The sequence below is a fragment of the Corynebacterium xerosis NBRC 16721 = ATCC 373 genome (genome assembly GCF_001552415.1).
Classification (GTDB): domain Bacteria; phylum Actinomycetota; class Actinomycetes; order Mycobacteriales; family Mycobacteriaceae; genus Corynebacterium; species Corynebacterium xerosis.
On sequence record NZ_BCRD01000001.1, the window covers coordinates 616346 to 635402 of the forward strand.

Annotated in this window: 13 protein-coding genes and 1 tRNA gene; 4 read left to right on the plus strand and 10 right to left on the minus strand. The window is 69.0% G+C overall.

Features of this window, described 5'->3' with window-relative positions:
- Positions 1-34 precede the first annotated feature (34 nt).
- The 3 genes from CX1_RS02730 (at position 35) to CX1_RS02740 (ending at position 2920) form a co-directional block, all read left to right on the plus strand.
- Complete coding sequence (locus tag CX1_RS02730; RefSeq protein WP_046650604.1) at positions 35-418, plus strand: hypothetical protein; 384 nt, start codon at positions 35-37, stop codon at positions 416-418.
- A gap of 322 nt (positions 419-740) precedes the next feature.
- Positions 741-2084 carry an NADP-specific glutamate dehydrogenase gene (gdhA, locus tag CX1_RS02735; RefSeq protein ID WP_046650605.1) on the plus strand — a complete coding sequence of 448 codons (1344 nt, stop codon included), beginning with the start codon at positions 741-743 and terminating at the stop codon, positions 2082-2084.
- A gap of 80 nt (positions 2085-2164) precedes the next feature.
- Entirely contained in the window at positions 2165-2920 is a 756-nt protein-coding gene (locus CX1_RS02740) for a sulfite exporter TauE/SafE family protein (protein WP_046650606.1), read from the plus strand.
- Positions 2921-2992: 72 nt separating this feature from the next.
- Here CX1_RS02740 and CX1_RS02745 read toward each other — a convergent pair whose 3' ends face one another.
- From CX1_RS02745 to CX1_RS02780, 8 genes are all read right to left on the minus strand, one after another.
- Positions 2993-3745 carry an amino acid ABC transporter ATP-binding protein gene (locus CX1_RS02745; RefSeq protein ID WP_046650643.1) on the minus strand — a complete coding sequence of 251 codons (753 nt, stop codon included), beginning with the start codon at positions 3743-3745 and terminating at the stop codon, positions 2993-2995.
- A 53-nt stretch (positions 3746-3798) separates the two neighbouring features.
- Positions 3799-4776, minus strand: coding sequence for an amino acid ABC transporter permease (locus CX1_RS02750; protein WP_060925226.1), 978 nt, complete (start codon positions 4774-4776; stop codon positions 3799-3801).
- Positions 4773-5669, minus strand: coding sequence for an ABC transporter substrate-binding protein (locus CX1_RS02755; RefSeq protein WP_046650607.1), 897 nt, complete (start codon positions 5667-5669; stop codon positions 4773-4775). The genes CX1_RS02750 and CX1_RS02755 overlap by 4 nt, the downstream gene beginning before the upstream one ends.
- An 11-nt stretch (positions 5670-5680) precedes the next feature.
- The gene (locus CX1_RS02760) at positions 5681-6967 is read right to left on the minus strand and encodes an NAD(P)-dependent malic enzyme (protein WP_082719028.1); all 1287 of its coding nucleotides are present in this window, start codon (positions 6965-6967) and stop codon (positions 5681-5683) included.
- Between the two features lie 129 nt (positions 6968-7096).
- Positions 7097-7846: a hypothetical protein gene (locus CX1_RS02765; RefSeq protein WP_060925227.1), complete on the minus strand. Its 750-nt coding sequence runs from the start codon at positions 7844-7846 to the stop codon at positions 7097-7099.
- 141 nt (positions 7847-7987) lie between these two features.
- Positions 7988-8061, minus strand: a tRNA-Leu gene (locus CX1_RS02770).
- Positions 8062-8115: 54 nt separating this feature from the next.
- Entirely contained in the window at positions 8116-9108 is a 993-nt protein-coding gene (locus tag CX1_RS02775; protein WP_060925228.1) for a DUF368 domain-containing protein, read from the minus strand.
- Between the two features lie 150 nt (positions 9109-9258).
- Positions 9259-9879, minus strand: coding sequence for a TetR/AcrR family transcriptional regulator (locus CX1_RS02780; protein ID WP_052753233.1), 621 nt, complete (start codon positions 9877-9879; stop codon positions 9259-9261).
- A 367-nt stretch (positions 9880-10246) separates the two neighbouring features.
- Between CX1_RS02780 and polA the strand changes: the two genes are divergently transcribed.
- Positions 10247-12937, plus strand: coding sequence for a DNA polymerase I (gene polA, locus CX1_RS02785; protein ID WP_060925229.1), 2691 nt, complete (start codon positions 10247-10249; stop codon positions 12935-12937).
- Between the two features lie 102 nt (positions 12938-13039).
- Here polA and CX1_RS02790 read toward each other — a convergent pair whose 3' ends face one another.
- Complete coding sequence (locus CX1_RS02790) at positions 13040-16225, minus strand: UvrD-helicase domain-containing protein (protein WP_060925230.1); 3186 nt, start codon at positions 16223-16225, stop codon at positions 13040-13042.
- On the minus strand, positions 16222-19002 hold the full coding sequence (locus tag CX1_RS02795; protein WP_169793204.1) for a PD-(D/E)XK nuclease family protein: 2781 nt from the start codon (positions 19000-19002) through the stop codon (positions 16222-16224). Before CX1_RS02795 ends, CX1_RS02790 begins: the two co-directional genes overlap by 4 nt.
- Positions 19003-19057: the final 55 nt, after the last annotated feature.

Consider the following 19057-nt stretch of genomic DNA (forward strand, 5'->3'; position numbering starts at 1 on the left):
GCGCGGAGCAGTCGAGTGAGGGTACCCTCACCGCATGCCCGCAATCATCTTCGAATGTCTCGTACCGCCCGCCGATTCCGACGATCTCGCCCGCGCCTTCGCCGCCCGCCTCGGCCAGCTGGAGGCCGAGGGCAAGATCTCCAACGCCGACGTCATCGTCTCCGATGCGCCCGCCGACGACCAGCTCCTGGAGCAGTGGGAGCGAGAGAACCCCGACGAACCCGTCGGCGACCGCACCATGCGCCGCTACACGCTCGACCTCGCCGGGCTGGAGGGTTCGCTCAACGCGCTGACCATGGACCTCTCGCGGTTGCTGACGCCCGCGGCAAAACTTCCCGACGACCCGGTGCTCCGCGAGTTCGACGACATGCTCGAGGAGGTCGCCCGCTACCCGTGGTCCGTGGCGGTGCGCCCCTGATCCCGCCCCGAGTGACGAGTTTCACGCCGGGCCGTCGTAAAGCGAAGAAACCCGCGCATCGGTCCGCCAATGTTTCCGACGTGTTTCGCGCCCGTTTCCCGCCCATTTCCGCGGGCCATCAATGGGGGTGACCATTGGGGGCGGCGCGTAACGGGGTCGCCCCGCGCGTTTCCGTGTCGGCGAAGAGCATGAAACAATGCACTTTGGTAAAAACCATCTCCCCGTCCCGGTCGGCGCTTCACGCGCGGTCCCGTGAATCGGCGGGCCCCAGGGGCCCGGCGTCGAGCAGGTGCGCCGGACGGGAGCGAAGAAAGGTGCTTAGTTGAACGTCGACGATCGAGTCTCCGATTTCTACCAGCTCGTGCTGCGTCGGAACGCGGGTGAGCCCGAGTTCCACCAGGCCGTGTCCGAGGTCCTCGAATCCTTGAAGATCGTCCTCGCCAAGGATCCCGAGTACGGCGAGAAGGGCCTGGTCCAGCGCCTCTGCGAGCCGGAGCGCCAGATCATCTTCCGCGTCCCGTGGGTCGATGACCAGGGTCAGGTCCAGGTCAACCGCGGTTTCCGCGTCCAGTTCAACTCCGTGCTCGGCCCCTACAAGGGCGGTCTGCGCTTCCACCCGAGCGTGAACCTGGGCATCATCAAGTTCCTCGGCTTCGAGCAGATCTTCAAGAACTCCCTGACCGGCCTGCCCATCGGCGGCGGCAAGGGCGGCTCCGACTTCGACCCCAAGGGCAAGTCCGAGCTGGAGATCATGCGCTTCTGCCAGTCCTTCATGACCGAGCTCAACCGCCACATCGGCGAGTACACCGACGTGCCGGCCGGCGACATCGGCGTCGGCGGCCGCGAGATCGGCTTCCTGTTCGGCCAGTACCGCCGCCTGAACAACCGCCACGAGTCCGGCGTCCTCACCGGCAAGGGCCTGACCTGGGGCGGTTCCCTGGTCCGCACCGAGGCCACCGGCTACGGCACCGTGTACTTCACCCAGCGCATGATGGAGGAGCACGGCGAGTCGCTCTCCGGCGCCAAGATCGTCGTTTCCGGCTCCGGCAACGTGGCCATCTACGCCATGCAGAAGGCGCAGCAGCTGGGCGCCACCGTCGTCGCGTTCTCCGACTCCTCCGGCTACGTCTCCACCCCGGGCGGCGTGGACGTCGAGCTCCTCCGCGAGATCAAGGAGGTCCGCCGCGGCCGCGTCGGCGAGTACGCCGAGCAGGCCGAGGGTGCGGAGTTCCACGCCAAGGGCAACGTGTGGGAGGTCGCCTGCGACGTCGCGCTGCCCTGTGCCACCCAGAACGAGCTCAACGGCGACGACGCCAAGATGCTCGTCGCCAACGGCTGCAAGTACGTCGCCGAGGGCGCGAACATGCCGTCGACGCCGGAGGCCGTGGAGTACTTCCGCAAGTCCTCCATCAACTTCGCCCCGGGCAAGGCCGCCAACGCCGGCGGCGTGGCCACCTCGGCGCTGGAGATGCAGCAGAACGCCACCCGGGATTCCTGGTCCTTCGAGTACACGGACGAGCGCCTGCAGGGCATCATGTCCAACATCTTCGAGAACTGCGCGAAGACGGCGGCCACCTACGACCGCGAGCACGATTACGTCGTCGGCGCCAACATCGCCGGCTTCAAGAAGGTCGCCAACGCGATGCTCGCGCAGGGCATCATCTAGCGTTAACTAGCGCTTTTCCGCTTCACGACGACCCACGCCCACGTCGGGCGGCCCCGGCAGGGGAGGTAACATTCCCCGCCATGGACCTTTCGACGTGGGCGTTGCTCGTCATCGCCGTGGTTGCCCTGGTGGGGGCGTGCCTGCAACGGGTCTCCGGCATGGGGCTGGGGCTGATCGGCGCGCCGGTGCTGAGCCTGATCGTGGGGCCGGTGGCGGGCGTGCTGATCATCAACGTCCTCGCGGCCGTCAACGCGATCTTCCAGACGCTGTCGGTGCGCGAGAACGTGGATTGGCGGAAGTTCTGGTTGATCGGCCCGGTGATGCTCGCCGGGGCGATCCCGGGCGCCTGGGTCGTCCATTCCACGCCGACGGCGCCGTTGCAGGTCATCGTCGGCGCTCTGGTTCTGTTGGGGCTGACGGTGACCACCATCATGCCCAACCACGTGCGCATCGACGGCCGCGGTTACGCGATGGCCTCCGGTGCGGCCGGCGGGTTCATGAACACCCTGGCCGGCATCGCCGGGCCCGCCATCACCGTCTACGCGCAGGCCAGCCGGTGGCCGCAGAAGACGTTCGCGGCGACGCTGCAGCCGCTGTTCTTCGTCTCCGGGGCCGTGTCGCTGACGGTGAAGGAATTGTCGGCCGCCGAACCGATCATCCCGCATGCGCCCTGGCACCTGTGGGCCATCGGCCTGGTGGCCATGGTGGCGGGCCTGAAGATCGGCACCGTCATCGCCAAGCGCACCGACGTGCGGAAAGCCCGGCGGCTGGCGCTGATCGTCGCCTCCACCGGCGCGGCGGTGACGCTGGTCCGCGGCCTCATCGGGATGTTCTAGGAGCCGGTGCCGAGCGGAGCAGCCAAGCTGGGACAGCGCCGCCCGGAACATCCCCGCCTGGAACAGGGCAGCCTAGAAGAGCGACGACAAGAACGACTTCGTCCGGTCCTCGCGGGGGTTGCCCAGCACCTCGTCGGGCGTGCCCGCCTCGACGACGGCGCCGTCGTCCATGAAGACAACCTGATCGGCGACCTCGCGGGCGAACGCCATCTCGTGGGTGACCACCATCATGGTCATGCCGTCGTCGGCCAGGCCGCGCATGACGCCCAGGACGTCACCGACGAGCTCGGGGTCCAAGGCGGACGTCGGCTCGTCGAAAAGCATCAGTTTCGGATCCATGGCCAGCGCCCTGGCGATGGCCACGCGCTGCTGCTGGCCGCCGGAGAGCTGCACCGGGTACGCGTCGGCCTTGTGGGCCAGGCCGACCTGGTTGAGCAGCTCCATCGCCCGATCCGTGGCGGCGTCCTGCTTGACGCCCTTCACGTGCATCGGGGCCTCGATGATGTTGCCCAGCACCGTGCGGTGCGGGAACAGGTTGAAGTTCTGGAACACCATGCCGATGTCCGCGCGCTGGCGGGCCGCGTCGCGCGGCGAGATCTCGTGGAGCACGCCGTCGCGCTCGCGGTAGCCGATCAACTCGCCGTCGACGTACAGGCGACCGGCGTTGACCTGCTCCAGGTGATTGACGCAGCGCAGCAGCGTCGACTTCCCCGAGCCCGACGGGCCGATGAGGCAGGTGACCGTGCCGCGGGGGACCTCCAGGTCGATGCCCTTGAGCACCTCCAGGCGGCCGAAGGACTTGCGCACGTGGTGCGCCTCGACCATGGGGCGCTCGGCGCCGGTGCGTCCGTTGGCGGGTCCGTGTGCGGTGGCGGGGCTCATCGCTGATCCTCCTCGTAGTTGGCGCGCTCGGACTTCTCCACGACGCGGGCGTTGACCGGGGGCACGCCCTCGGCGTCGGCGAGGGCCGCGAGCTGGCGGGCGGTGAGATGGCGCGTGGCGCCCTTGGCGAAGTGCTTCTCCAGGAAATGCTGGCCGACCATCAGGATCGACGTGATGACCAGGTACCAGGTGGCGGCGACGAGCAGCATCGGCACCGGCAGGAACAGCTCGTTGGCGATGTCCGTGGCGCGGCCGTAGAGCTCGGCGGTGTAGGGCACCGCGACGACCAGCGAGGTGGTCTTCAGCAGCGAGATGAACTCGTTGCCCGTCGGCGGGATGATGATGCGCATCGCCTGGGGCAGCACCGTGCGGCGGATGGTCTGGCCCCAGCTCATGCCCAGGGCCTTCGACGCCTCCGTCTGGCCCTCCGGGACCGCCTGGATGCCGGCGCGGACGATCTCGGCCATGTAGGCGGCCTCGTTGAGGCCCAGGCCCAGCACGGCGAGCAGGAACGTGTTCTGCAGCGCCGTCTGCAGGTCCAGCTCGGCGAAGCCGACGTTGACGGAGCTGTAGATGGTGCCCAGCAGGCCCCAGAAGACCAGCTGGACGTAGACCGGGGTGCCGCGGAAGATCCACAGGTAGACCCACGAAATGGTCGACAGCACCGGGTTGTCGGACATGCGCAGCACCGCGATGAGCGCACCGCCGACGATGCCGATGAGCATCGCCAGGATCGTCAGGGCCAGCGTGTGCAGCGCGGCCTCCGCGATGCGGGTGTCCAGGAGGTACTTGAAGTACACGTCCCAGTGGTAGGCCTCGTTGCGGGCGGCGCCGATGACGAACCACGCGGCCAGCGCCAGCAGGATGGCGGCGCCGATCCACCGGCCCGGGTGGGGCAGCGGCTTGGCCTTGATGGGCGCGTCGAGCTCGCGCTCGGTCGGCTCGTGGCGGGAGCCGTCGGTCGTCTCCGTCATCGGATGTCCTCTCCATTGATGCGCGCCTGGTCCACGGCGCCGTCGTCGAGCCCCCACATGGTCAGGATGCGCTCGTACTCACCGGTGTCGATGAGGTGCTGCAATGCGTCGGCCAGCAGCGGGGCCAATTCCGAGTCCTTCGGCACCGGCCAGCCGAAGGGGGCGCCGTCGTAGATGTCGCCGGCCATCTCCAGCTTCCCGTCGGCGCGGGCGACGGCCCACGCGGACACGGGGGAGTCGGCGGCCATCGCGTCGGCGCGGCCGAGGACGACCGCCGTCGCCGCGGTTCCCGCGTCCTGGTAAGCCAGGCGCTTGATCGGCTCCTTGCCCTCCTCGACGCAGGCGGCGCTGCGGGCGGGCAGGTCCTCCATCTCCGCGACGGTGCCGCGCTGGACGGCGATCTCGCGTCCACAGGCGTCGTCCGGCGTGATGGTCGAACCCGCCGGGCGCGCCCACTGCAGGCCGGTGTCCAGGTAATCGACGAAGTCGTACGTCTGGCGCCGTTCGTCGTTGCTGGTGAAACCGGACGCGCCGAAGTCGACGGTGCCCGCCGAAATCGACGGCAGGATCAGCGTGAAGTCCTGCTCGCGCACGACCAGGTCCAGGTCGAGCACGTTGGCCGCGGCGCGGGCGAGATCGAGGTCGAAGCCGATGATCTGCCCGCCCGCGTCCTTGAACTCCAGCGGCGCGAACGGCGGGTTGGTGCCGATCGAGATGGTGCCGCGGGCGCGGATGTCCTCCGGCACCCGTTCGGCGAGTTCGGGCACGGCGTCCGGGGCCACCGGTTCCCACCCGTCGGGATGGCCGCCTTCGTCGTTGGTGACACAGCCGGCCAACCCCAATGTCAGTGCGGCCGCCAGCGAAGCCGCGGCGGCGGCGAGGGGTCGTCTCATGGGAGACGACTTTACCGGGACGCCCCCGAGGTCGAGTCATTGCGGGCGGCGACTTCCACCGCGGCGGCGACGGCCGGGGCGACGCGGGTGTCCAGCGGCGACGGGATGATGTAGTCGTGGCGCAGATCCTCGGCGGCGACGGCGGCGATGGCGCGGGTCGCGGCGAGCTTCATCGACTTGGTGATGCGCGTCGCGCCGGCGGCCAGCGCGCCCTTGAAAATGCCCGGGAACGCCAGGACGTTGTTGATCTGGTTCGGGTAGTCCGAGCGGCCGGTGGCCACGACGGAGCCGTACTCCAGGGCGATCTTCTGGGGGATCTCCGGGTTCGGGTTGGCCAACGAGAACAGGAACGGCCCCTCGGCCATCTTGGAGATCTGCTCCGAGTTGAGGTGGCCCGCGGACACGCCGATGAAGGCGTCGGCGCCGACCAGCGCGTCGGAGATCGAACCCCGCAACCCGCGCGGGTTGGTCAGTTCGGCGAGGGTCGCCTTGACCTCGTTGAGCGGCTCGCGGCCCTCGTGGATGATGCCGCGCGAGTCGCAGACGACGATGTCCGTCACGCCCGCCGACAGGAGCATGCGGGTGGTGGCCACGCCCGCGGCGCCGGCGCCGGAGATGACGACCTTGAGGTCCTCCAGGCGGCGGTCGGTGAGCTTGCAGGCGTTGCGCAGGCCGGCGGTGATGACGATCGCCGTGCCGTGCTGGTCGTCGTGGAACACCGGGATGTCCAGCATCTCGTCGAGGCGGCGCTCCACCTCGAAGCAGCGGGGCGCGGAGATGTCCTCGAGGTTGATGCCGCCGAAGGACGGGGCCAGGCGCGCGATGGTCTCCACCAGCTCCTCGGGGTCGGTGGTGTCCAGGACGATGGGCACCGCGTTGAGGCCGGCGAAGCGGCCGAACAGCTGGGCCTTGCCCTCCATGACCGGCAGCGCGGCCTTGGGGCCGATGTCGCCGAGGCCGAGCACGGCGGTGCCGTCGGAGATGATGGCGACGTTGTTGCCCGTCCACGTGTACGTGCGCGTCAGCTTCGGGTCGTCGTGGATGGCCTCGCAGACCTGGGCCACGCCCGGGGTGTAGGCGATGGAGAGGTCCCGGGTGGAGTTCAGCGGCAGCGTCGACGCGGTGATGAGCTTGCCGCCCTCGTGCGCGCGAAAGATCTCGTCGGTCGTGATGGAGGCTTCGCCCGCGTCACCGTTGCCGACGTCACCGTTGCCGGCCTCGGCCGTGGCATCCACGGTGCCGTCGCCGATCCCATCGACGATGTCGTTGCCCTTGTTCTCGTCCTTGGCGCTGGCCATCTGCGTCGGCTCCTCGTTCGTCGGACGGGCGTCGTTCGCCCGTCGGTTCGTCAAGACAGCCTAATCGACGGCGTTCGCGGCGCATGCGAGAGCGTCCCGCGCAACCCCGCCGGGCTCCACCGGCCGGGCCTATGCGCCGGCGGGGTCCTGCGGCGGTTCCGGGGGAAGAGGCTGCGTTTGCGGCGGTTCCGGGGGAAGAGGCTGCGTTTGCGTCGGTTGGGTGGGCTGCGTTTGGGTCGGTTGGGTGGGTTGCGTCGGTTGCGTCGTCGGGGTCGGCTGCGTCGTGGGTCGCGTCGTCGGTTCGGTGGTGGGGACCGTGGGCGTGGAGGTGCCGGTGCTTTCGCTTTCCGACGTCGACGTTTCCTCCGACGATGTCTCCGACGAACTTTCCGTCCTCGTCACCGACGTTTCCGTCGCCGTGGGGCGCTGGGTCGCCGTCCGGGACGTGGATGTCTTCGACGGCTTCGGCGGGGTCCGTTGCGAGCTGGATTCCTCTTCGTTCGTCGCCGGCGCCGCGTCGGGGTCGGGCAGCGCCACGGCCAGCACCGAACCGAGGGCCAGCAGGACGACGGCGATGGGGGCGATGAAACGCCAGCGCCGGTCGAGTACTGCGGCGGGGGCGTCGGGGTCGACGGCGGCGCGGTGTTCGCGGCTTTCATGCCACGACCACCATGCGCCCGGCAGAATCAGGCCGGCGGCGACGGCCGCTCCGATGGCCACTCCGGGCAGACCACGCAGAGCGATGGCCGCGAAGAGACAAACGGCACCGGCGAGGATCGACAGCACGGCCAACGCGATTTTCCACAGCGGCGGGCGGGCCCATTCGGAGCCGTAGCCGCCGTCGTTGCCGTAACCGTCGGCGTTCGCGTTCCGGTCCATGTCCTCACCACCCGTGCCTTCCCTCATCGTACCGCCCACTGTACGACCCATGGCGAAGCACAGCACCATTCGGTACGTGGCAACGGGCACGAAAAAACCCCGCCTACCTGCGGTGAAACAGGTGGCGGGGTTCATCTCCGGTGCCCCCGGTGGGACTCGAACCCACACTGGACGGGTTTTGAATCCGTTGCCTCTGCCAATTGGGCTACAGGGGCGCTCCAGGCTGCTCCGGTGCGGCCGGTGGCCATCGTGAAGCAACTCGAAGAATCTTAGCGCACGTCCTCCGGCTCCGAGAAACGGTGCTGGACCCACGCGACGACGCCCACGATGAATGCGCCGAGCATGAACAGTCCCAGGGCCATCGGCCAGTCGTCGCCGACGCGCAGCATCGAGCCGTCCTCGGCCTGCCACGGCCACAGGGCGCGCAACGAACCGAGCAGCAGACCGGCCATGGCGACGAGGGTGACGGTGTGCTTGTGCTCCAGCAGCCACTCCAGCAGACGCACGAACAGCACGATGCCCAGCAGCGCGCCGAGCATGAACACGCCCAGGTAGGCCAAGTCGCGCTGGTCGACGGCGGCCATGGTCGGCGCGTACAGGCCGGCCACGAGCAGGAAGAACGAGCCCGACACCCCGGGCAGCACCAGGGCGCAGATGGCGATCGACGCCGCGAAGAACACGATCCACAGCGACGGGTCGGTCGATGCGGTGGCCTGCGGCAGCGACGTCAGCCAGAACGTGGCCACGGCGAAGAACACGAAGATCGCGATCACCTTGCCCCGCATGCCCGGGCGCTCCAGCGCACCGGGGCGGATCTCCTGGAAGGGGATGAGCACCGACATGGCGATCATGCCCATGAACAGTGCCTTCGACGCAACCGGCTGGTCGGTGACGAACGATTCCATGATGCCGGCCATGGAGAAGACGACCGCGAGCATGCCGACGGCCACCGGCAGCAGCAGCCACCAATCGATCTTGCGGGCCGTGGCGCGCCAATCGCCCTTGGTCACGGCGTCCTTCGGGAGCTCCGTGATGTTCTTCGCCGACGCGATCAGGCGCTCGTAGATGCCGGTGACCAGCGCGACCGTGCCGCCGGACACGCCGGGGACCGTCTCCGCGAGACCGATGAGGCCGCCGCGCACCACGTTGGCCGCCGTGCCGGCGGGCGTCGGAGGGCGGGGATCGGTGTTGACCGCCGGGCCGTCCACGGGTGCGGGCACGCGGGAGCGGGGGGCGGGCCGGGTGTTTTCGTTGGTATCCATCGCGACGCGATGTTACTAGGTCATGGCCGAAAAACCCGTGGTGACGGAGGGTGGCGCGCGTCACATGGGGGTGCGGCGCCCGACTGCGCCGACGAGGATAAGTGCGCGGGCGGCGCGTCGGCGATGCGGGGCAGTGCGCGGGTGCCGCCGTCAGTCGCCGGCGGGGGAGACCGGAACCTCGGTCGGGGTCTCCAGGACCCGCTGGATGTGGGCGCCGTATGAATCGACCGCCGCAGCCCCCTCCGAGGGGATGCCGCGGGCGTAGCTGACCAGGACGGTGCCCAGGCCGGTGTACATGGCCAGGGCGTACTGGCAACGCTGCTCGGCATCCTCGTCGCCGGTCACGCCGGGGGCCTCGTCACGGATGCGGTCGAACAGGGCGCCGCCGATGCTCTCCTGGAACTGGTCGGTGACCGTCTTCACCGCGGCCGGGCTGCCGGCGGTGGCCATCAGCAGCGCGACCAGCGAGCTGGTGGAGGAGCGGTCGCCGTTGATCGCGTCATCGGCCAGCGACGTGCCGATGTCCCCGAAGGGAACCTCGCAGATGAGATCCTTCATCGCCTCGAAGTTGATCAGCTCCTCCAGGAGCCCTTCCTTGGTGCGGAAGTATTTGATGATCAACGGCGCGCTGACGCCGGCCTCGGTGGCAATCTCCTTGAGGGAGACCTTCGAGAATGGTTTCCGGGTGAAGTACGCCGCAGCCACCTCGACGATGCGGGCCCGGGTCGTCGCCGAGTTCTGGCGGCGCGGGCGGGAGGTTTCGCTATCCATGGTAAATAGCATAAAGCCGGTGGGGGTATGGACCTAGTTGGGGTGCCCGGGAATGGCTTCTTGTGGGGGTGGACGAGCGGCCGGACAGCCCCTGTCGGGGGTGGCGTTTCGGGCGGGCGTTGACTGATAGAGTTTCGGGGCCCGATCCATAGTTCCGATTTAATCTGCATTCGCCGGAATCGAGAGGGGGTAGCACCCCCGGCACCCCCAGCGCCGCTGGCGCTTTTCACATCGATTTTCCCCATGTTTGTCGCCGTGGGTCAAATGGGCCGGGGGTCGGTGATGACCGTCGTCGGCACCTGCGGCGGTGGGGGCGGTCCCCGCGCCGGCGCGTTTTCCTACACTGGTCCGCATGAAACGAACCCTCATGCTGGTCGACGGCCACTCCATGGCCTTCCGGGCCTTCTTCGCGTTGCCCACCGACAATTTCTCCACCACCGGCGGGCAGTTCACCAACGCGGTGTACGGGTTCCTGTCCATGCTGGCGAACCTCCTGGCGGAAGAGAAGCCCACCCACGTCGCCGTCGCGTTCGACGTCGGCCGCAAGACCTTCCGCACGGACAAGTTCCCCGACTACAAGGCCCAGCGCGAGAAGACCCCCGAGGAGTTCCGCGGCCAGGTGCCGTTGCTGCAGCAGGTGCTCAAGGAAATGGGCATCGTCACGCTGGAGAAGGAGAACTACGAGGCCGACGACATCATCGCCACGTTGGCCACCGAGGCGCTGCCGGAGGGCTTCGAGACGCTCATCGTCACCGGCGATCGCGATGCGCTGCAGCTCGTCAACGATGCGACGACCGTCCTCTATCCCATGCGTGGCGTGTCGACGCTCCATCGCTTCACACCGGAAGCCGTGAAGGAGAAGTACGGACTGACGCCGGCGCAGTACCCGGATTTCGCCGCGTTGCGCGGCGACCCGTCGGACAATCTGCCCGGTGTCCCGGGCGTGGGCGAGAAGACGGCGCAGAAGTGGATCCTGCAGTACGGCAGCCTGGCCGAGCTCATCGACCGCGTCGACGAGGTCCGAGGCAAGGTCGGCGACAACTTGCGCGAGCGAGTCGCCGCCGTGCAGATGAACCGCGACCTCACCGAGATGGTCAAGGATCTTCCCTTGCCTTACGGCCCCGGTGAGCTGGAGCTGCGGCCGGCCGACGCTCAAGGCATCGCCGACTTCTTCGACCGCCTCGAGTTCGGCGACAGCCTCCGCGACCGGGTGTTCCGCACCCTGTCCGTCGAAGGCGCGGGCGTCACCGCCGCCGAGGGCGACTCCGGCACCGAGGTGGTCGTGGAGAGCCTCGACGATGGTGCGCTGGCGGGGTGGCTCGCCGCCCGCCGCGGCCCCGCGGCCATCGACTACTCCGGCGGGGAGCTGGCCATCGCCGCGTCGGAGCATGAGGAGGAGCCGGCCACCGACGATGCAGCCGACGCCGACGAAACCACCGCAGCGTCCACCGTCTCCGCCATCGTCGTCGACCCTGCCGGGCTGGTGCCGGGCGACGCCGCAGCGTTGGCCGAATGGCTCGCCGGCGACCACCCGAAGATGGTCCACGATTCGAAGTCGACCATGCATGCCCTGTGGGGCCATGAGCTGGAGCTGTCCGGCGTCGTCCACGACACGTTCCTGGCCTCGTACCTCCTGAGGCCCAGCCAGCGCAGTTACACGCTGGACAACATCCTGCAGCGGCACCTCAACCGCACGCTGGCGCAGGCGGAGGGCCAGCTGACGCTGCTCGACGAGCCCGGCCCCGGCAACGCCGACCGCGCCGTCGCTGTGTTCGATCTCGCGGGTGCGCTGGCCGCGGAACTCGACGCCAATGGGCTTTACGACGTCTACGCGGACATCGAGGTGCCTCTCGCGCCGGTTCTGGCGCGGATGGAGCGTGCCGGGATCGCGGTGGACGTCGCCAAGCTCAAGGCCCTGCGCGACGAGGCGGCGCAGGCGCAGGCCGCGGCCGAGGACGCGGCGCGCGGGATCGTCGACCGGCCGGAGCTGAATCTGGGGTCGCCGAAACAGCTGCAGGAGGTGCTTTTCGACCAGCTGGGCATGCCGAAGACCAAGAAGACGAAGACGGGCTACTCCACCGCCGCCAAGGAGCTGGAGAACCTGGCCAAGACCAACGATCACCCGTTCCTGGAGCGGCTGATGGCGTTCCGCGAGTCGCAGAAGATGAAGTCGACCGTCGAGGGGTTGGTCAAGGCCGTCGGCGAGGACGGGCGAATTCACACGACGTTCAACCAGACCGTCGCCGCGACCGGCCGCCTGTCGTCGACCGAGCCGAACCTGCAGAACATCCCGGTGCGCACCGAGTTCGGCCGCGAGATTCGATCGGCGTTCGTCGCCGGCGAGGGCTACGAGGGCCTGGTCACCGCCGACTACTCGCAGATCGAAATGCGCGTCATGGCGCACCTGTCCGGTGACGAGGGGCTCATCGACGCCTACCGGCGCGGCGAGGACCTGCACAACTACGTCGGCTCGAAGGTGTTCGACGTGCCGATCGACGGCGTGACGCCGGACCTGCGCCGCCGCGTGAAGGCGATGTCCTACGGCCTGGCCTACGGCTTGTCGGCGTTCGGCCTGGCCCAGCAGCTGGACATTCCGCAGGGCGAGGCGAAGCGCCTGATGGAGGAGTACTTCGAGCGTTTCGGCGGCGTCCGCGCCTACCTCGACGGCGTCGTGGAGCGCGCCCGCAAGGACGGCTACACCGCGACGCTGTTCGACCGCCGCCGCTATCTGCCGGATCTCAACTCCGACAACCGCATGGCCCGTGACATGGCCGAGCGCGCCGCCCTGAACTCGCCGATCCAGGGCACGGCGGCGGACATCATCAAGGTGGCCATGCTGCGCGTCGACGATGCTTTGCGACGGGGCGGCGAGGACGGCCCCTACGCTTCCCGCGTGCTGCTGCAGGTCCACGATGAATTGGTCGTGGAGGTGGCTCCGGGTGAGCGGGAGGTCATCGAGGAGATGCTCCGCCGTGAGATGGACGCCGCCTTCGAACTGAAGGTGCCGCTCGACGTGTCCGTCGGCGCCGGCTCGAACTGGGACGAGGCGGCGCACTAGGGCGATGCCCGTGGGGCGACGGGCTGGATGGCGGGCCAGTTGTTTGCCCCGGTAGGTTGCGAACGCTTCCTACCGGAGCATGACGGCTAGTGCGCCGCGGGGTCACGGCCTGATCGCCACCACCAACCCCTTCAGCGGCAGGTGGACCAGGATCTCGGCGGGCCGTCCCGCGCCCGCCCGTTCCAGTGCGTCGGCGTAGCCGGAGAGCTGGCCGATGTAGTTCTTCCGGACATGGTCGATCGGGTCGTCTCCCGGATAGGTCTTGTGATCGATGAGGACCACGCGGCCGTCCGGAAGTTCCAGGAGCTGGTCGATCCAGCCCTCGTGAATCTGGTGGTCGTCGTTGCGCCAGGTCACCGGCACTTCCGAGCGGATCACGGCACCGGGGAACTCCGCATTCAGCCAATCCAGCCAGCGCCTGCCCAGGTCCGTCATCGTTTCGGCGGAGACGTGCGCGCCTACTCCCCAAGAATCGATGAGGCGCTCGGCGGCCCGCTCGCGCAGGTCCGCGCCGAGCGTGGCCAGCGGCAGGCCGAGGTAACCATGGACGGCTTCGCCCACGCGCTCCCAATGCTGGCCTCCGCCGGAAACCAGCGGCGCGCCCAGCACGACGCGTTCGACGACGGCGGCCGCGGCCCTCTGGTCGTCGGTCGCGGCGATCGACGACGGCGCAACGCGCGCGGGCGCCAGTCGGCCGGCCGGTGCGGGGCCGCGCATCGAATCGAGGCCGGGGCGATGCCGCGACGGCATGGGCGGAGTCGCGTCGGCGTCGTCCCAGATCATCGCCTCGATCAGGGCGGGCACCTGGACCACGCTGCCCGCGGCGTCCTTCACCGCCACGTGGTCACCGACCGCCTTCATGGTCACCGGGGTGCCCTTTACGGCGGCGAAGTCCTCGAATCCCGACCGGGCGCACAGGATCGAGTGCTTGGCCGCGCGCGTCAGCGACACGTAGGCCAGGCGGCGGGCGTCCTCGACCTCGGCCGCCGCGCGTTCCTTCTGCACGGGTTGGGCGGCCATCGTCTCGACGATGACCTTCGCCTTGCCTGGTGCTGCGGGCCAGAACCGCAGGTAGCGGTCGCCCAGCGGATTCTCCAGCGTGGGCGCTTCGCGCGAGGCCACCCAATGACCGTCGGGCGTGAACATGTCCTTGGGCTTGGGCACCGCGACGCACACCGCATCCCACTCGAGGCCCTTCGAGGAGTGCATGGTGCCCACGTACACCGAATCGTCGTCGCCGCCGGCCTCCGGAAGTTCATCGATGGCGTCGAACCAATTGAGGAATCCGGACAGCGACGTCGCCCCGCCCGCCGAGCGGGTCTCGTCCTGGTACTCGCGTGCCAGACCGGTGAAGGCGTCGAGCGATCCCATGCGCCGCGACGGTCGCGTCCATCCCACGATCCGGCGGCGCAGGTCCAGCGCATCGATGACCTGTCGGACGCATTCGACCGGGGTGAGGTTCACCGCGGCGGTGCGCAGCTGCTGCAGCGGGGCGAGCGCCTCGTCGTCTGCCCAGGATCGCAACAGTTCGCTCCGCGATTCCCGGGTCGTATCGGCGGCCGTGAGCCGGGAGAACCAGGTGTCGTGCGCCGAGTGGTCATCGCACAGCACGATCAGTTCGACCAGCGAGCGGGTGTCCCGCGGATCGAGCAGGAATCCGAGTCCCGCCCGGATGACCTGGCCTTCCCGCGCCGTGCGCAGATCCGCCTTGTCGCCGGTGCAGGGGATGCCCGCCTCGGTGAGCGTGTCGACGATGTTCTCGACGTTGGACTTCGACCGTGCGAGAACGGCGATGTCCTTCGGCGCCGTGCCCTCCGCGATGAGCGAGGACACGCCCTTGGCGATCGCCCCGAACCACGGCGCATTCGACGTGCCGCCGTCGGTGGAGGGCTGCCAAACACGCACGTCACCGCCCTTGTGCTCGAACACTTTCGGTTCGGCGACGCGGAGGCGGACGTCCGCGTCCGGCATCGACGCGGAAAACAGTTCGTTGGTCAGCGCCAGCGGCTCTCTGAAGGAACGCCAGGACCGATCGAGCTTTTCGACGGTGCCGTGAACGGCGAGCTCGTCGAAGGCGGCGGCCATCAGCTGCGGATCGGAACCGCGGAAACCGTAAATCGACTGCTTCGGGTCGCCGACCCAGATGACCTCGCCGGCCAGTTCGCCCAACTGGAAGAAAAGGGCGAGCTGGATCGGGTTGGTGTCCTGGAACTCGTCGACGACGAGGACCTCGTACGTTTCGGCGATGGCCGCGCGCACCGACGGCGACGTCGTGATGATTTCTAGCGCCAGGACCTCCTGGTCGGTGAAATCGATGAGGCCGAGCGCCTTCTTGTGGTCGTCGTACGCGGTCAGGCACGTGGCGGCGGTGCCGAGCACCAACCGCGTCAATGCGGCCATGTCCTCGCGGTAGGCGGGGCTGGCGGCGATGTCCGCGGCGATCTCGGCGAAGCCCTCGAAGACTTTGCCGATGGCCTTGGGGGACTTCACGTCCGCGAGTTTCGCCCATTCGTTCCACGGGATCCGATCGACGTCGCGCGACATCGCCTTGGCCAGCTCCGCGAACTTGCGGCGGCGGCCAATGGCGGCATTGCGCTCGTCGCCCGCGTCCAGCTCGATCGCGGCTTCGCATGCAGAAATTGCATCACTTGCCCACATGGCACGGTCGTCGGTTTCGACGGCGCCAACCGATTCGCGATTGACCTGATCGAGGACCTCGATGAGCTCCGCGACCGACGCCTCGGCGGCGGTGGCGAGGCCCTCGGGGCCGATGAGGTTCTGCCGCGCGGTCTCCGCGATGGCGCGGACGGTGTCGGAGAAGGACTTCCGCTGATCGAACTCGTACGCGTCGACGGGCTTGTCGTATCCGGTCCGGCGCAGCAGATCGCGGTGGGCGTCCTCTGCATCGGCGATGACGGCATCGCAGGCGAGGTCGAAGGCCCTGGCGGCGGCGTCTTCGGTCAGCGTCTCGAGCTCGGGGGACAGGCCGGCGTCGATGGCGAAGTCGCGCACCAGCGTCGCCGACACCGAGTTGACGGTGCCGACCAGGGCGGAACCGATGGCCTGGGCCTGCTCCGCCAGGCCGTCTTCCATCAGCTTCGAGCGGATGCGCTCCGACAGCTCACCGGCGGCCTTCGTGGTGAAGGTCGTGGCGATGATGGCCGACGGCGACAACCCGTCCTTGATGCGGTCCGCGAGCTTGCCCGTGATCGTGTAGGTCTTGCCGGTGCCGGCGCTGGCGGTGATGATGGTCGACTTCATGGTGTTCTTCTGGTTCCCATCGGTCATGACGGATCGGCCTCGATGCCGGTGATGATCCCGTAGTCCACGTACTTCGCGGTGTCCATGGGCAGGTAGCGGTCGTTCATGTCGGCGGCCTCGGACGCCTTCGCCGACCTCTTCGCGATCTCGCGCTCGACGCCGTCGGCGGCGACGAGCATGGCGTTGCCCTCGTCCTTGACGACCCCGGAGAACGCGATCTCGGACAGCGCCTCTTCGACGGAGGTCACGGCCCGCCGCCACAGCGTTTCGGGGGCGACCGAACCGGTGGCGGGGGTCAGGCCGCCGAGCGCGGGGTCGAGCGAGTCGAAGCGCGCGTACTTGAGCTCGAAGTAGGCCGTGACGATGCTCTCCAGCGGAAGCTCATCGGCGACCGACCACGCGTAGGTGGCCAGCTGCAGGGAGCGGCCGGATTCGATGAGGTCGCCGTACTTGCGTCGGCTGACCGAGTACTTCATGTCGATGACCACGGTGGTGCCGTCGGCCGTTTCGGCGTCGAGGTCGCGGAAGCCCACCATGGTGACCGGATGCTCGTGGACGTTCGCCGGATCATCCGGGTCGCCGTCGGGGTCCCGAAGAGCCAGCACGAGTTCCCGCTCGATGGGGGCCTCGGCAGCGGTGACGATCATGCCGCCGCGGCGCAGCGTCCCGAAGAGCTCGGGGATGCTCTCGAGGGCCTCCGCCTCCACCTGCTGGCGCAGTCGGGCATTGCCCGGCAGGTTCAGCTCCGAGGCGTAGTGGGGGAGCAATTCGGCGAAGCAGGTCCGCACCGTCGCGACGTCGGCCCCGTCCAGTCCTTCTTCGACGATCTTCTCGATGATCGCGTGGAGGAAGGTGCCGATCATCCGGTTTCCGGTGGGAATGTCGGTCACCCAACCCTGGCGGATCCGCAGCGGGTACGCCAGCAGCCACTCCAGGCGGTGGACCAGGAGCTTCTCCATTTGGGAGTAGGACAGCCGGTCCGGCAACAGGTGGGTTCCCGGAGGCACCTCACGGCGAGACGCGTTCGCGGCGAGGGCGTCGGCGTCCGGGACGAAAGGCTCCGGGACATCCAGGGGAAGGTCGGCGCCGCCGAAATTCCAGGTGCCGTCGACGACGAGTTGGCGGGCGGTGAATTCGGATTCGGCCCCGTCGTATCCCGTGCTGCCGTGGGCCGCGAAGGACAGGGCGGGGTGCCGGGTCGTCGCCGCACCATCGAGGACGGCCGGGACGACCGCCACGACGTCGCCGGCCCTGCACAGTCCCGCCAGTTCCGCCGTGGACGTCAGCCTGGCCAGAATGCCGGGATCGGGTACGTCGACGCCGGCAACGGCGAGCGTGCGCACCTCCTCCGGAGTCCAGATGCGGCGCCGGGTACGGCCGTCGTCGACGGCGCCCCACCACACGACGGGGCCGGGATTGCGGATCAACGCCGGCGACGGCACGCGGGAGCCCTCGGCGGCCTCGGCCCCCGCCAGGGGAGACTGCTGCGCGGAACCGCAGTCTTCGAGGATCCTCTGCAATTCACGCTCGCTTACGGTGGCCTGCCGCCCGAGGACCTCGATCGCCGTGGTCACCGACCTCCCCGCGACCAACAGCTCCGGAGCCTCGAAGATCGCGCCCATGTTGCGCAGGCGCTTCGCCAGCCAGTCCAGGGGCTCGATGATCGCGGCGGTGTCGCACACGCCGTCGACGAACCCGATGCGCGAGGTGCGCAGGTACAAGTCGAGCGCGTCCAGCAGCTCTTCGTGTGTCGCCGCACGGTGAGCGGCGCTCTTCGCGACTTCGTCCACGGACTCGTCGGCCCGGGCCGCGATGTCGGCGCGGATGTCCTCCAGCGCCCCGAGCCACGCCGGGCCGCCGACGCCGGGTTGCGCGGCGAGTGCCCCGAGCAGTCCGCGGCGGATGACGTAGGGGACGACGCCCAGGTCGGTCACCGTGCCGGTGCGGGTATCGGAGGTGGTCAGGCCCATGTCCAGGAACGCGGCGATGGCGTGGACGTCGATCGGCCCGCAGATGGCGTCCAGGAAGAGCGGCAAGACCTGCGCCGTCGCGCGCTGGTCCGAGGCCTCCAACGCCCCGAGCCGGGCCATGCCCCGGCGGGACAGCTCCTGATCGAGGACCTCCGTGTGGTGCGTGGCCACCAGGGCGGTGCCGGGCGCGGTCGCCAGGATGCGCGCCGCGGCCTCGGCCGCCTCCCATTCGGTGGCGGCGGTGATCACCCGCAATCTCTCGACCGAGGCGGGCGCACCTTCCTCGCCGATGGACACGCCGAGCGCCTCGACGTCGTCGATGATCCCCGGCCACGGGGCCGGCAGCTCCGCGCGCGACCCCAAGATGGTCAACCGGTCGATGCCCAGCGGCCACACGACTCCGTCGACGACGAGTTCGCGCAGCATCGCCGCGACGCCCCGCAGATCATCGGCGGCTCCGGGAGCGTCGAAAAGCTCTTCGGCCTCCGCGAGATCGGCCAAGCGGGGAGAGGCTCCCGCCACCGGGGAACCGTCCCACCCTGCGGTGACGAGCTCGTCGCGCCACGACAGCATCTTCTTCGCCACCGCCCACGCGTCGAGCTGGAAGGAATCGCCGCACCACTGCCGCGACGTCCGCGCCAGCGCATCACGGTACGCGCCGATGCGCAGGGGGCGCTCGAGCATCACCCCGCCGATGCCCAGGCGCGTGCCCAGAATCCCCGCCAGCCCGGCTGGCCCGACCGCCGCGTGCCCGAGCGTCGCCCGCGATTCGCCCTCGCGACAGGGCCTTTCCCACGCGGCCCCGTCCAGGCCCCAACCGAAAGTGATCTCCATGGGCCCCATGCTAGGAAAGCTCCCGGATCACCGCCCGGCGGCATTCGAACACGGG

What these genes read in the sequence shown, in the direction of transcription:
- CX1_RS02750 (WP_060925226.1), bottom strand. Translation starts at nt 4,776, where the DNA reads ATGACGGAGACGACCGACGGCTCCCGCCACGAGCCGACCGAGCGCGAG.
- CX1_RS02740 (WP_046650606.1), top strand. Translation starts at nt 2,165, where the DNA reads ATGGACCTTTCGACGTGGGCGTTGCTCGTCATCGCCGTGGTTGCCCTG.
- CX1_RS02755 (WP_046650607.1), bottom strand. Translation starts at nt 5,669, where the DNA reads ATGAGACGACCCCTCGCCGCCGCCGCGGCTTCGCTGGCGGCCGCACTG.
- CX1_RS02790 (WP_060925230.1), bottom strand. Translation starts at nt 16,225, where the DNA reads ATGACCGATGGGAACCAGAAGAACACCATGAAGTCGACCATCATCACC.
- CX1_RS02760 (WP_082719028.1), bottom strand. Translation starts at nt 6,967, where the DNA reads ATGGCCAGCGCCAAGGACGAGAACAAGGGCAACGACATCGTCGATGGG.
- CX1_RS02775 (WP_060925228.1), bottom strand. Translation starts at nt 9,108, where the DNA reads ATGGATACCAACGAAAACACCCGGCCCGCCCCCCGCTCCCGCGTGCCC.
- CX1_RS02730 (WP_046650604.1), top strand. Translation starts at nt 35, where the DNA reads ATGCCCGCAATCATCTTCGAATGTCTCGTACCGCCCGCCGATTCCGAC.
- CX1_RS02765 (WP_060925227.1), bottom strand. Translation starts at nt 7,846, where the DNA reads ATGGACCGGAACGCGAACGCCGACGGTTACGGCAACGACGGCGGCTAC.
- polA (WP_060925229.1), top strand. Translation starts at nt 10,247, where the DNA reads ATGCTGGTCGACGGCCACTCCATGGCCTTCCGGGCCTTCTTCGCGTTG.
- CX1_RS02780 (WP_052753233.1), bottom strand. Translation starts at nt 9,879, where the DNA reads ATGGATAGCGAAACCTCCCGCCCGCGCCGCCAGAACTCGGCGACGACC.
- CX1_RS02795 (WP_169793204.1), bottom strand. Translation starts at nt 19,002, where the DNA reads ATGGAGATCACTTTCGGTTGGGGCCTGGACGGGGCCGCGTGGGAAAGG.
- CX1_RS02745 (WP_046650643.1), bottom strand. Translation starts at nt 3,745, where the DNA reads ATGGTCGAGGCGCACCACGTGCGCAAGTCCTTCGGCCGCCTGGAGGTG.